This is a genomic window from Bacteroides celer (assembly GCF_002632415.2).
Taxonomy (GTDB): domain Bacteria; phylum Bacteroidota; class Bacteroidia; order Bacteroidales; family Bacteroidaceae; genus Bacteroides.
In genome coordinates this window covers 4,361,455-4,374,584 of sequence record NZ_CP178209.1, presented here as the reverse complement: position 1 = coordinate 4,374,584, position 13,130 = coordinate 4,361,455, and the positions used below count along the sequence as shown (strand labels likewise).

The window sequence follows — 13,130 nt, the reverse complement described above, 5'->3', positions numbered from 1 at the left end:
ATTATCCGATGGTGTGGTTAGCTAATAGTTCAACAATCAGGTCTTCCACGTCACGGTCGCTGCCGCTGATGGTTTTGCTCTCTTTAGCCTGGAACACGATGTTCTGGATGGCTTTCACTTTGGTCGGCGAACCGGACAGACCGCATTGCGCAAGGTCACCGTTTACGTCGGCTACACTCCATTCTGGCAGATTCAGATAATCACGCTTGTCATACAAATCGGTATAATCAAGGTTGCCTTGCTGCTTTTCGGTTACAGTCTTGGCATGTTTGTATTTTTGAACCAATTTTGCATTGCGCGGACGGCAGGGAGCTGCAGAACCGTTTACGGTAATCACGATGGGCAGCGGACCTTCTACAGTTTCTACGCCACCGTCGATGTGACGTTTCACTTTGATTTTACCATCGCCCACTTCCAGAATTTCTTCTGCGTATGTGATCTGCGTCAATCCCAGTTTCTCTGCTACCTGCGGACCTACTTGCGCCGTATCACCGTCGATAGCCTGACGACCGCCGATAATAATGTCGCAATCACCGATTTTGCGGATGGCAGTAGCCAGTGCGTAAGACGTAGCCAGTGTGTCTGCACCAGCGAAAGCACGGTCGGTCAGCAAGTAACCGTTATCTGCACCACGGAAAAGTCCTTCACGAATAATGTCGGCTGCCCGTCCCGGTCCCATTGTCAGGATAGTTACGGTAGAGCCTGGATGAGCATCTTTCAGTCGAAGAGCTTGCTCGAGGGCATTCAGGTCTTCGGGGTTGAAGATAGCGGGAAGTGCCGCGCGGTTAATTGTCCCGTCGGCTTTCATGGCATCTTTCCCGACGTTACGTGTGTCGGGAACTTGTTTTGCCAATACAACAATTTTCAAACTCATGCTATAAATTTTAGTATTAGTATTTCTACAAGTTAGCAGCCAGTAGTCAAGTAGTAATCTCTTGCTATCTAAACTATCCGGTTAACTATCAGCTTGCAAATTTACTCAAACACTTGGTTCTGACAAGAAATCCGAGTAAAAAATGCACAGGTTTAAGATTTTTGAGCAAAAGAGGAAGGTTTTTATAGATTTCATTCAGGGTTGGCAAGGTGTTTATGGGCAGTCTGCCGGATTGTCCGGCAGACTGTTGATGAATTCCGGATTATTTGATAAGTTCGTAATAATGTGCGTTCGTGAAATTATCATTCTTGAAAATAGCTTTTTGCATAATTCCTACTTTCGTGAATCCCACTTTCTCTAATACACGCATGGATGGGGAGTTATGCTCAAATACGACTGCGAATACACGTACTTTATCAGTGTGTTCGAAATAATAGTTGATGGCTTCTTTCAAAGCATCAGTTACGATTCCCTGATTCCAGAAAGGTTCTCCAATCCAGTAGCCTGCTTCTGCACTAAAACGTTCTACATCCGTAGCGGGTACAAAACCGATACTTCCGACTGCTTCTCCATTTACTTCAATGCAGAAATCATGAATATTTTCTTTTGCTTGTATCATAGCGAGAAAAACTTTAGCATCTTCCTGACTATAAGGATAGGGGAGACCGTCACGGCAGTTATCCCAAATATTCTTGTTATTGAGATATTTGGCTAATGATGCTGCATCTTCGGTTTGCCAGGTACGGAGAGTATAGTTTTTCTTCTGCACGATAATTCCTGTTTTCTGTACCATATCATCTATTATTTTATCCCAATTTCAGCTAACCCCATCGGTTCACCGTCATGTATCATCCGTGTTGCTTTCAACTGAATATAGCGAGCCTTGACCGGAGTAAAGTAAACCGATTGCAAAATCGGATTGCTCTTTATATTGGAAAATTCATCTTTGGCTACTACCTGATTGACCGCATTGCTGTCCATGCCTACAGAGATTTCATAAGCCGCGATCAACCCTTTATTATATTCACTTTGGTCGGGGAGATAGTGGAATGAGGTAATCGTGCGTTCTTCTCCCAAGTCAATCAATAGTGTATTTCCATTGATGAAACAGGTGGTCTGGTCGTTCTTATCCATACCTTTCTGTGCTTCCTCCACGTCTACTCCAACAAGAGTGAACGGGTAGCTTTTCAGTTCTGTAGCTTTTGCTGTGTATGTATCCGAAGTCTCTCCTGCATAATATCCTTCAATGTTATTAATACAGAGACAAGCCCGTGAATCTGTGAAGCGGATACGAATCTTATCCGTAGTGATTGTTTCGAAACGAAGGAGCCGTTTATATCCGATAGTGGTAGTCTCCTCATTGAGCTTTACAGGGATCCATTCGCCTGCCTGGTTATATTCTACAACGAATGATTTGACACGTTGTCCGAGAGGAATATATTCCTGCAACATCATACGGTTGATCTTCTCTGCTTGAGGTAAATCGAATTCGATAGTGGCTGAAATGACATCGTCATTGGTAGCCCAATAAGTATCATAATCACCGTCGGTCACAGCTTTGGCGGAGAATGTTCTTCCGCGTTCGTCCGATGCTTTGGGAGAGAGTCCGGCCAGCAGATTGTGTGCCAGTTGTTTTTGTATATTCTGGTGGAAGTTTACGGCATTGGCAGAGTCAGTAGGATGAATCAATCCGTCACGGTCTACCGGGAAGTTTAATAATAGCGTTGCGTTATGTCCTACGCTGCGGTAATATAAATCGGTCAGTTCGTCTACTGTTTTCACACGGTCGTCTTCTTCCGGATGATAAAACCATCCCGGACGGATGGAAACATCACACTCGGCAGCTACCCATTGGTTACCGTCGGCATGACCATATTGCAGTTCACGATACTTGGGATAGCCCGGATAAACTTCTCCGGCACGGAGAAAAGACCAGTTGGTGGCTCCGGCAAATCCGTGTTCGTTGCCCACCCAACGACAGCCCGGACCTCCATCCGAGAAGATAACAGCTTGTGGCTGTAACTCATCAATCATCTTGTAAGCTCGCGGATAGTTATAATAAGTTTTGCGGTCGATCGTACGGCTGTCTTTTGCTCCGCCATACCAGCCGTCTCCACCGTTGGCACCATCAAACCAGATTTCAAATACATCACCGTAGTTGGTCAGCAATTCGTTGAGTTGTTTATAGAAGTATTCTACATATTCGGGGGAACCATAATTGGCCTGATGCCTGTCCCAGGGAGAGAGATAGACTGCGAATTTAATGCCATACTTTTTGCAGGCATCGGACAGTTCGCGAACAATATCTCCTTTTCCGTCTTTGTACGGAGTGTTGCGGATACAGTACTCTGTCAGTTGCGTGGGCCACAGGCAGAATCCATCGTGATGTTTCGCTGTCAGGATCACTCCTTTCATGCCGGATTTGACAAATGTCTGTACCCATTGTTCACAGTCCAGACGGGTAGGGTTGAATGTTGTAGGATCGGAGTCTCCATATCCCCATTCGCGGTCGTTGAATGTGTTAAGTCCGAAGTGTACAAAAGCATACGTTTCCATTTTTTGCCATTCCACCTGTTTGGCTTCGGGAATGGGTAAGATAGCTTCCGGTGCTTTTACCGAATTACAGGCACTTAGTAGAAAGAGACCTGTTGCGAAGATAAGAAAGTGTTTTTTCATGGGGGTGTTTATTAGTTAATAATTGAATGTAAGAATCATCTACAATGTAATTCCAACTACAAAATAAAGTTGCTCTTCATAAGGGTTGGCTATTAGCTTTCCGAAGATGGGTAAAGAGAAGTTGGACGTTATTTTGATATCTTTTGTTGCAGATAATCCGATATTGACTACATTGAATTTGTCGGAGTACATACTTTCCCAAGGAGTGAAACCAGCTTCGATATTCATATTTACATCCTTCACGCTGAACGGGTAACTCAACTCGCAGTAACTGGACCAGGCACGTTTCCCGTTTTCCCGGTAATCGTTTCCGGCAAAGGTAGTGTACCAGCTTACTGACAATGGGAACTTTTCGCTAAGCATATAGCCGGCTCCTGCCTCGAAAGTGTGTCCGGTAGAGTGCGAACTGTAATTGAAGTATTTGAAAGGTTCTTCTTCTGTCTGGGTAAAATAGTTATTGGCGTAAAGAGTCAGGTTTTTGTATTCGTACTCTAGTGATAAATCTATTTCATTGTTCTTTTCGCGAAATTCGGTAGAGCCCCATGCGTAAACAGTTAGTCCTTTCCAGTTGAGGCCGAGTGAAGGCTGCACACTTGCATTACCGCTATCTATACCACGCCAGATATAACTGCTTACAAAATCAGCAGTTACAAAAACTTCTTGTGCCTGTGCAAAGGCTGTACAAAACAGGATGACAATAAGTAGGATTCGTTTTTTCATTTTATCGGTTATTTCTTCTTGTTTTCGGGGGATAAAGATACACAATATATAGATAAATGATGACAGATGAGGAGAAAAAAGAAAACGGCTGTATTGAGCAGCCGTTTCTTAAGTAATTGTGAATCTTGAAAGTTAGTTAGAAAGTGACGTCCATTTTCAGCACGAAAGTACGTGGGGCGGCAACTGCCATTGGGCGGTAGCTGTATTCTTTATTCAACAGGTTGTTCACCATAAACTGGAAAGCTACTTCTTTTGTGGCTTTTACTCCGAAGCGTACGTCGACAGTAGCATAGTCTGTATTATGTTTTTTCCAGTAAGTAGCCAGTGTTTCTCCTTTTGAATAACCGAAAAGGATGCCACGTACATAATCCATCAGGTCTTTCTGCTGTTTCTCGCGTTCGTCCAACATCAGATAGTCAACTGCCAGAATTTTGCTCTTCCATGCTACATTGGCGCCGACATTGATACGTTTCCACTGGAAATCTACTGTAGCTTTAAAGCTGTGCTTCGGGCGATATTTAAGATACTTACCTGTGTTCGATTTCTCTTTCATCTGAAGAGGATCGGTATAAAGCCCTTCTACTGCATTACGTTCCTGATAGTCAGCATCGCGTGGCTCCGTGTATACATATCCTAAGTTATAGAACAACTTCGTATTCTTATTGAAATTATACACGCCGTTCGTTGAAATTTCTACTCCGTAAATCTGGGCTTTCGATACATTGTGGAACTGGGCTCCGATGCCGAAACCTTTGCCATCTGTCAGCATCTGGAATGCATCGCCTATGCTATTAATCATTGTGTAATTGGCATTGTTGAACAGTCCGAACTGGAATTCAACCATGTCTTTATACTGTGTATAGAATCCTGCAACATCCACAAAACCCTGGAAATTGCCGACCTTATATCCTTGCTTAATTCCTAATTCCGCATTAAATCCTTTCTCCGGTTTGATGTCCAGATTAGGATAGACGCCAACTCCACCAATATCCTTGCGCAGGTATTTTTCATTGATAGACGGATTACGGTAACCCTGTCCGAAGCTGGCACGGATAAAACTGTAATCAGCCAGCTGATAATTTAACCCTGCACGGAAGACCGGACGGAACGGAACCTTGGTTCCGAAAATTTTGGTTTCGGCTTCACGGTGATGATTATTCACCCGATAATATTCGGCACGTACACCGGCAGACACACTCAAACGATCCCAAAAGCGCTGATCGTACTGAAGGAAAGCAGCTACATTATCACTTTTGTATACCTCATCCATTACAGCGGAGTCATAGCGGATGTGTTCCAGGGTTACTCCGGTAGTGATTTGTGCACCACCTTCCCATTTCTTATTGAACTGGTAGTCGAGATAGTAATCGAAGTTCTTATCAGTCTGTGTTTTGGGAGTGTTTCGTGACGGATTGATAACATTTGATAACCACGGAATCAGATCACTCGGTAACTGTCCGTTCGCAAGTCCTCCCAAGTCACTCGGCACTCCGTTGTCCATTACCCAGGAGATCAGATCGCAATAATCGGCAGTCGTCGCATTCGGGAAAATATTGCCTAATGAGGTGAACACTCCGTTCATGGCATCTTCCAGATTACCGTTGACAAGTCCGGAACCGATACCTACCAATGCAGGATAGAGTGAACTGTAATCGCCACCGGCTATATTCTGTATCGTTTTGGCATCAGTTCCCATATTTCCCAGAATATCAGTGATGGAAGTTCCTTGGGTAGGGCGTACGATATTGTCGGCGCTGTAATAGAAACGTCCTTTAATCTTATGTGACGTACCGTTTTCCGGATTCACATAGTTGATGAACGGATCGATATGGAAATTATTCTCTTCACGTCCCATGTTGGTGAAAGGAGACGGTTTGTACACTTCCGTTGGTGAACGCCAGATGAAGAAGTCGCCGTATTGATTGGAAAGGAAATCGACATTGAAACCATAGTTCAACAGTTTCATTCCCATATCGGGCTGATGATAAGTGAGGCTCCCTCCCATACGGAAACGTTTGTTGTATCCCTGTTGGCGGTATCCTTCATCAGTGAAAAGATTGATTCCTCCGCTGACATCGAAATTACCGATACGGCGGGAATGGGAGAGGTCGAATCCTTCGTAAATAGGATTCCGTATACCGCTAAGAAGACTTCCGCGCAGGATCGGTTTAACAGAATATTTATCATCTTTCCAGAAACTCTTGTCGCTCCATTGGTATTCGTCGTTTTCCGCATCACCATATACACCGATATAGGCGCTGAATCGTGTTTTCGGTGTCAGTCCCGGACGTGCGGTACGGATATTGATAATACCATTCAAAGCTGATGAGCCATATAGTACGGAAGATGCTCCTTTAATCACTTCCACCTGTTCTACGTTCTCTAAAGGAACAGTGTTCCAGTTGATTTCTCCTGTTTTCGGATTCAGTGTGCTCATTCCGTCCACAAGAATTTGGCTGCGTGCACCTACTCCGTAAGTCCATCCGCTACCTCCGCGCATAGAAGGTTGTTTGTCTACAATGTCTACACCGGGAAGTGTGCGGAGAGTGGAAGAAATATCCGTGGGTGCCTGACGGGCAATATCTCCGGATTTAACAACGTCCATGGAGACAGTGACATCACTCAACTTCTGTTCAAAGCGTCCGGCACTGACTACGACTTCTTCCAGCAGCTTGGTGCTTTCTTTCATGTAAACGTCTTTGGTGACTACTTCACGCTTGTTGATAACGATGGGCATCAAGACATCATCATAGCCAACATAGCTGAATACAAGGTCAACTCCACCTTCGGGAAGTTTGATTTCATATTCTCCGTTAATGTTAGATACTACTCCCTGATTACCATGAAGTTTGTAGGTGACGGTGGCTCCGACCAATGGCTCATTGGTCTTGGCATCATATATATGTCCTTTCAGGGTTTGGGCAAAGATGCTTCCGAAACCGGTAAGGCATAACAGGATTGTTAGGATATATAATTTCTTCATTGTTTTTTGTTTTATTTATTTGGAACAATTTCCAAACCAAATTCTATTTTTTCAGGTGATAGAAAAGCGTCTGATATACCGTTCAAAAATATAGAGATGATTCCTCCCAGTGATTGCATATCTTCTGGAAGCAGACTGACTATTAGCGGACTAAGATCTGGTAGTAATTTGGCTATGGGAGTAAAACCTTCTTTGTCTAAGTAAATAAAAGTATGTCCATCTTTTGAAATAACTTGCATCGGGATTCCGGTAGTTAACCAATTGAAAATAGCTTTGAAAGAAGTGTCATTGACATTGAGCAGGAATCCAAGTGTTTCATTTTTTAGACTTTGATTGAGCGTGGTTAGCAATTCTTTCACTTTCATAGCATCCATTTGGGATATAGCTTCAATGATAGCATTGGTTATATTGACATCCATATATTGATTGCCGCTGGATATTGAGGCAATAATATTAGCTAAGTTTAATTTTAATATTAACTTACCGTCTTTTTGGAACCAATTAGCAAATCCTTTTGGAGATGGAATATAATTACGGTTAACAATGTTAGGAGTAATCATATCCTGTGTTAATGGATTTTCTAGAAATCCAAAAATGATATCCATGTCTACTCCTGTCAATGGTTCATTTGAATAAGAAGCCGTTACATTCCCGTCCGCTCCTAAAGTAATTTCTTGTAGAACTTGTGGCAAAATATAACTTAATATGTTTTGAATGGCACTACCCCATGTTTGAGTTGTGGCTCCACTTTCTGAAGCTTCTATGTCTGCATAAAAATAGCATGATGCATTTAGTACTTGTCCGTCAACATCTTGCCATGTATATTCTTCTCCCCACATGTCTCCAACTACAATCGTTTTGATGCCATTAATAACTGTGGGTAGTTTATAAGTATTTGCCCATAATTCTGCATTGCCCATTTTGATATTGGATATATTTAATGTTAACTGTCCTTTTATTACGCGTCCTTCGTATCTAAAAGAGCTTAAAGTCTCATTTCCCATACTATTTCCTGAAAAAGAATATCCTTGCCCATCTCCAGAAAGGGGGATAGACATAATTTTTACTTCTTTTTCTCCTGGTAAAATATCATATAAGTTAATAATAGCGGTTTCTCCTGTTACAGTGCTAAAGTCTACTGATTTTCCGATCATTGTTTCACCATTATAGGTAAGAATTAGATTCGGATTGGGGTTTGATAGTTTATTTGAATAATTGGCTGTTACATCTATAGGCTCTGGTCCGTAGTGATCATTATCACAAGAAGTTAAAAATGCAGACGCTACGGCAAGGCAGCTTATTAATAGGATAGATATTTTTTTCATTGTTTTTTTATATTAGATAATTAAAATGAATTATTTCTTAGCTGTGAGGTCAATACCGATTTCCATTTTATCGAAAAGGGCTGCAACTTCAATTAAATTTGTTTCCAGCAAACTACCGATGATGCTGATGAACGGCATGAGAGTTTCTTTGTTGAAATAGATATAAGTATGTTCTTTTGTTGAGTTGATGCCCATTGGTATTCCGTCTTTCATCCATGTGAGCAGAGTTGCAAAAGTATCATCATCCAATTGAAGAATATAGGTGATTATTTCATTGTTTAAAATCATATTGATGGCACTTAACGTTAATTTTAAACGTGCCGGGTCAGATTTTAGAAGTGCTTCACTGATTCCTGCGATAAGCTGATAGTCAATTTGCTTTCCGTTGTTTTGTGCTATGAGAGACACAATGGCAGGGATATTTAGTTGTACGACAAATGCTTTGTTGCCTGTTTGATTCCAGTAGGCCAATCCTTTGGGAGATGACTCATAAGTGCGTTTGTTGATCAGACTTTTGAATTCAGCGTCAGTTTTGCCCGAATTGGCAACTTCCATAATTTCATTCATGTCTACAGGGCTCGTAGTATAGCTGGCAGTGACAATTCCATTTTTCTCAAATGTAATATCCTTCAATACATAAGGAAAAATCACATCTAATATATTAGTTGCCATTTGCTGTATTTGTAAAATCACCGGCTGGAGAGATTCTCCTCCTGCTTTTGTAGTAATATTCACGTAGCTGGCTCCGCTATTACGGATGATACTTTCTCCATCTGTTGTGTGGGAGTATGCAGGAAATGTATATGTGTTTGCAATGGAGTTGGCATAAGCCATTGTTACGTTCAGTGATAGTTGCATGTTTTTCGGAGTTATTATTCCTTCATATTTCACCGTAGCTCCTCCCATTGTGATATTGGTCCCGCTGAAAGTATAATATCCTTTCTTTTCATTCTCATAAAGTTGGATGCGACTGATAGGAGTTTCCTTTTCTCCCGGGATTATATTATTCAGCGTCAGTGTTCCCGTTTCGCTATCTTCTGTCTTGAAGCTGACAGTTTTTCCAATTAATTTCTCTCCGCTGTAGGTTAGGTCTAGCGTATATGGTTTAATATACGAGCCATATTCCTGACTAATTTCTCCTGGCCAAAATAGCTTGTCATTGTAAGTTTCTTCGCATGATGTAAAGAAAAATACTGCGCAAGCGACATAAGATAGTTTTCGTAAGTTTCTCATTTTGCTTTTTGTTTTTATTGCGTATTTAATAAAACTTTGCAAAGTTCGACTAACAATTCTTTATTGTCAAGGTCTGTTTTTTTATTTTAATGTTCTATTTTTAATCGTATGCGGTAAAAGTACCTAAAATGAAAAAATAAATGTGTTCTATTTTTAATATCGATTGTTCTTCTTTTAAGAATGGCTGTAAAAAGAGAATGAAGAGGTCTCTAAAAAAGCAAATGGTTTTCCTCCTATTTTTCACAGGTGAGAAACCGTTCATTTTTTTTCTTCTCTATTTCTGACTCTTGCGGAAAGTTTAGAATGTAATATTCATCTTTACAACTTTCAATAAATACTTCCGTAAAAAAGTGAAGAGGAATCCGCTGGAATATTACAAGAAATAAATCTATGTTTGCTTAAAATAGGGTTATACATAAAAATAGGATGTTTTATACATTTTCTTTGCTTTAATTAGAACCTATATGAGGATAGCAAATAAATAGGAGCTTAAATGTCTTTTTGGATTCTCCCAAAAGACAGTGATTTGATAGTAAATCCTTGCTGTTTGTATTTGTTTGCTACCAGATTCGAAATAAATCAATATTTTTTTTCTGATGTTATAGCTATTTGTTATATTGAAAATTAACGAAGTTAGAAGTGACATAGCTTGGAAACGACTCTTATTTCAATCAACGCCTCCTTCCTCACCGATGAACGGTAGCTTGGTCGGTGAGCAAGGAGGCGTTCCTCACCGACCAAGGATACCTTGCATTTAAAGAACGGACGTTTTCATACAATGAAAAACGGTCTGTTTACCCTTTATTTATGCATAATAAGGGGCGTGATATGCATATTCTTGCACTAGATTATGCATTTTATTTTCTATTTGATTCGATTCATAGCCACTGTTGAATAATAGAATCTTAAGAATAGAACAGAACAGTTTATTGCTGTAATACAGTCGATTCACCGATAAGAATCCCCCGTTCATTGATTTTTTTTCCTTTTTCTGCTTCTCTGTCATACATTTGTTACAGTATTGTAACACTTGCTACTCTAATCCCTTATGAATATGAACGAGGCATGTAATGTAACCACCGCACTTTCCGCTTTCTCCTCCATTTCTTTGGAAGAGATGAGTACCATCCGTTTGATGAACCGTACGGACACGAAGTATATCGTTTCGCTCTCTGCCCTGATGGACGTATTACAACGGGCGAGTAATTGTTATCGTGTGCAAGAGGTGCAGGGGGAGCGAAATATAGCTTATCACACTACCTATCTCGACACTCCCGATTACGCCATGTATCTGGCTCATCAAAACGGAAGAGTGATCCGTGAGAAGATCCGTGTAAGGACGTATGTATCTTCCGGTCTGACTTTTCTGGAAGTGAAGAATAAGAATAACAAGGGGCGGACAGATAAAAAGCGGATTCGGGTGCAAGGAGTAAACTCTTTGCGTCAGGATGGGGGAGAAGAGTTTCTTCGCAATTATGCTTGGTATGAGTTGTCCGCCTTGAAATTTCTACTGGAAAATCATTTTCATCGTATTACACTGGTGAATAAGGCAATGACAGAACGTCTGACCATCGATACTGGTGTGCATTTCCATCATCTCATAACTGGAACGGAAGCAAGATTGGAAAATCTTGCTATCATAGAACTGAAACGTGACGGGAGAACTTATTCACCCATCGGTGAAATACTGCGCGAACTGCATGTGCGGCCTTCGGGAATTAGTAAATATTGTGTGGGAACCGTACTCACAGCCGGGAACTTAAAATATAATCGGTTTAAGACCAAGTTGAGAATGGCACAGAAGATAGCAAAGAAGCAACTAATGAATATTTAATATAAAACCTGAATAATATGTTTGATGAACTAAGTGATATTACATTAATAGAAACACCATTGATGGATAGCGCAGGTTTCTTGGAATTGTTGTTGCGATTCTGCTTCAATTTACTGGTGGTATCCTGCATTATTCATCTGTTTTATTACCCTAAGAGCAAACGGCGTGATTATTACTTCACCTTTACGCTGATAAGCATCAGTATTTTCCTGATGATTTTCTTATTGGGAAGTGTCAAACTGAAAATAGGTTTTGCGCTCGGTTTATTTGCCATTTTCGGTATCATCCGTTATCGGACCGAGTCAATGCCCGTGCGTGAGATGACTTATCTTTTTGTCATCATTGCTATTTCGGTAATCAATGCCCTTGCCGTGGAAATCAGTTATGCTGAACTGGTATGTACCAACTTGCTTTTCATTGTCAGTATATGGCTTTGCGAAAGCAATCGCTGGCTGAAACATATCTCCTGTAAACTGATTCAATATGATAGAATAGAACTTATAAAACCCGAAAGGGAATTGGACTTATTACGCGATCTCCGCGAACGGACAGGACTTGACATTGTTCGTGTGGAAGTGGGACATATCGATTTTTTACGGGATACAGCCATGCTGAAAATCTATTATGAACCGCTGAAAGATGAGATAAATACGATTGATACGTTGACCCGCTTACCTAGAGAAAATGAATAAGAAAATGGAAGATAAGTCAGGCAGAGAAAGTCAGAAGAGATTCTGGGGGACAGGTAGATACCTGATTGGTTGCTTATTATTGTTGTGTATGGCAGGGAAGAGCCATGCGCAGGGAGATGACTTCGGCGTGTGGACCAGTGCGGAAGTGAAGAAAAAGATATTCTCCGGTTTCGATGCTTCTCTGGAAGGTGAATTTCGTACAAGAGACGGATTGCAGACGGTGGAACGCTGGTCGGGTTCGGCAGGTGTTTCCTATAAGATGTTTCGTTGGCTGAAAGCGTCTGCAGGATATACGTTTATTCATTATTATCATCCGATGGAGGTTACTAAAAAAGGAAACTATATCCCCGAATATTGGCAGCCGAAGCATCGTGTAAACTTGTCATTGACAGGAAAGGTGGACTGGCGCCGCTTTACGTTTTCCCTTCGTGAACGGTGGCAATATACTTATCGTCCCAGTCAGTCGGTTCCCAAATTCGAAGGTGATGACGGGAGTGTGAAGAATGATGAATATATTAGCGGAAAAGGAAAAAATGTGCTTCGTTCCCGCCTTCAGGTGGAATATAACATACGTAAATGTGCTTTTACTCCTTATACTTCATGCGAACTTTCACATTCGTTGAATGAGATTGGTGCTTTTGAAAAGTTGCGATGGACATTGGGGACGGAATGGAAACTAAGTAAGAAACATGCTCTCGATTTTTATTATCTGTATCAAAATAAGGCAGACGACGATGAGGCAAACGGGCATGTGATCGGTGCAGGATATTCATTTAAGTTTTAATAGATAAAA

At 41.3% G+C, this 13,130-nt stretch carries 10 protein-coding genes; 3 read left to right on the top strand and 7 right to left on the bottom strand.

Going from position 1 to position 13,130, the window contains the following annotated elements:
• Window position 1: 1 nt before the first annotated feature.
• The 7 genes from CJF29_RS17870 to CJF29_RS17840 all read right to left on the bottom strand — a co-directional run bounded on the left by CJF29_RS17870 (window position 2) and on the right by CJF29_RS17840 (window position 9,811).
• Window positions 2-874 carry an electron transfer flavoprotein subunit beta/FixA family protein gene (locus CJF29_RS17870; RefSeq protein WP_074556919.1) on the bottom strand — a complete coding sequence of 291 codons (873 nt, stop codon included), beginning with the start codon at window positions 872-874 and terminating at the stop codon, window positions 2-4.
• A 262-nt stretch (window positions 875-1,136) separates the two neighbouring features.
• Window positions 1,137-1,667: a GNAT family N-acetyltransferase gene (locus CJF29_RS17865; protein ID WP_074556917.1), complete on the bottom strand. Its 531-nt coding sequence runs from the start codon at window positions 1,665-1,667 to the stop codon at window positions 1,137-1,139.
• Window positions 1,668-1,675: 8 nt separating this feature from the next.
• Window positions 1,676-3,550: an alpha-L-fucosidase gene (locus CJF29_RS17860; RefSeq protein WP_074556916.1), complete on the bottom strand. Its 1,875-nt coding sequence runs from the start codon at window positions 3,548-3,550 to the stop codon at window positions 1,676-1,678.
• A 39-nt stretch (window positions 3,551-3,589) separates the two neighbouring features.
• Window positions 3,590-4,270, bottom strand: a complete 681-nt coding sequence (locus CJF29_RS17855; RefSeq protein ID WP_008651952.1) for a hypothetical protein — start codon at window positions 4,268-4,270, stop codon at window positions 3,590-3,592.
• 136 nt (window positions 4,271-4,406) lie between these two features.
• A complete protein-coding gene (locus tag CJF29_RS17850; RefSeq protein ID WP_074556912.1) occupies window positions 4,407-7,253 on the bottom strand; it encodes a TonB-dependent receptor in 2,847 nt (948 codons plus the stop codon).
• An 11-nt stretch (window positions 7,254-7,264) separates the two neighbouring features.
• The gene (locus tag CJF29_RS17845) at window positions 7,265-8,578 is read right to left on the bottom strand and encodes a DUF4925 domain-containing protein (protein ID WP_004311757.1); all 1,314 of its coding nucleotides are present in this window, start codon (window positions 8,576-8,578) and stop codon (window positions 7,265-7,267) included.
• Between the two features lie 30 nt (window positions 8,579-8,608).
• Window positions 8,609-9,811 carry a DUF4925 domain-containing protein gene (locus tag CJF29_RS17840; RefSeq protein ID WP_004311756.1) on the bottom strand — a complete coding sequence of 401 codons (1,203 nt, stop codon included), beginning with the start codon at window positions 9,809-9,811 and terminating at the stop codon, window positions 8,609-8,611.
• Window positions 9,812-10,865: 1,054 nt separating this feature from the next.
• Between CJF29_RS17840 and CJF29_RS17835 the strand changes: the two genes are divergently transcribed.
• The 3 genes from CJF29_RS17835 to CJF29_RS17825 are packed head-to-tail and all read left to right on the top strand — an operon-like array spanning window position 10,866 to window position 13,121.
• The gene (locus CJF29_RS17835; RefSeq protein ID WP_074637840.1) at window positions 10,866-11,645 is read left to right on the top strand and encodes a polyphosphate polymerase domain-containing protein; all 780 of its coding nucleotides are present in this window, start codon (window positions 10,866-10,868) and stop codon (window positions 11,643-11,645) included.
• 17 nt (window positions 11,646-11,662) lie between these two features.
• Entirely contained in the window at window positions 11,663-12,337 is a 675-nt protein-coding gene (locus tag CJF29_RS17830; protein WP_074637827.1) for a DUF4956 domain-containing protein, read from the top strand.
• A 4-nt stretch (window positions 12,338-12,341) separates the two neighbouring features.
• A complete protein-coding gene (locus CJF29_RS17825; RefSeq protein ID WP_099146573.1) occupies window positions 12,342-13,121 on the top strand; it encodes a DUF2490 domain-containing protein in 780 nt (259 codons plus the stop codon).
• Window positions 13,122-13,130 lie beyond the last annotated feature (9 nt).

Excerpts from the sequence above, each read along its gene's own strand:
- CJF29_RS17830 (WP_074637827.1), top strand. The coding sequence starts at position 11,663 with ATGTTTGATGAACTAAGTGATATTACATTAATAGAAACACCATTGATG.
- CJF29_RS17855 (WP_008651952.1), bottom strand. The coding sequence starts at position 4,270 with ATGAAAAAACGAATCCTACTTATTGTCATCCTGTTTTGTACAGCCTTT.
- CJF29_RS17865 (WP_074556917.1), bottom strand. The coding sequence starts at position 1,667 with ATGGTACAGAAAACAGGAATTATCGTGCAGAAGAAAAACTATACTCTC.
- CJF29_RS17850 (WP_074556912.1), bottom strand. The coding sequence starts at position 7,253 with ATGAAGAAATTATATATCCTAACAATCCTGTTATGCCTTACCGGTTTC.
- CJF29_RS17870 (WP_074556919.1), bottom strand. The coding sequence starts at position 874 with ATGAGTTTGAAAATTGTTGTATTGGCAAAACAAGTTCCCGACACACGT.
- CJF29_RS17845 (WP_004311757.1), bottom strand. The coding sequence starts at position 8,578 with ATGAAAAAAATATCTATCCTATTAATAAGCTGCCTTGCCGTAGCGTCT.
- CJF29_RS17825 (WP_099146573.1), top strand. The coding sequence starts at position 12,342 with ATGGAAGATAAGTCAGGCAGAGAAAGTCAGAAGAGATTCTGGGGGACA.
- CJF29_RS17840 (WP_004311756.1), bottom strand. The coding sequence starts at position 9,811 with ATGAGAAACTTACGAAAACTATCTTATGTCGCTTGCGCAGTATTTTTC.
- CJF29_RS17835 (WP_074637840.1), top strand. The coding sequence starts at position 10,866 with ATGAACGAGGCATGTAATGTAACCACCGCACTTTCCGCTTTCTCCTCC.
- CJF29_RS17860 (WP_074556916.1), bottom strand. The coding sequence starts at position 3,550 with ATGAAAAAACACTTTCTTATCTTCGCAACAGGTCTCTTTCTACTAAGT.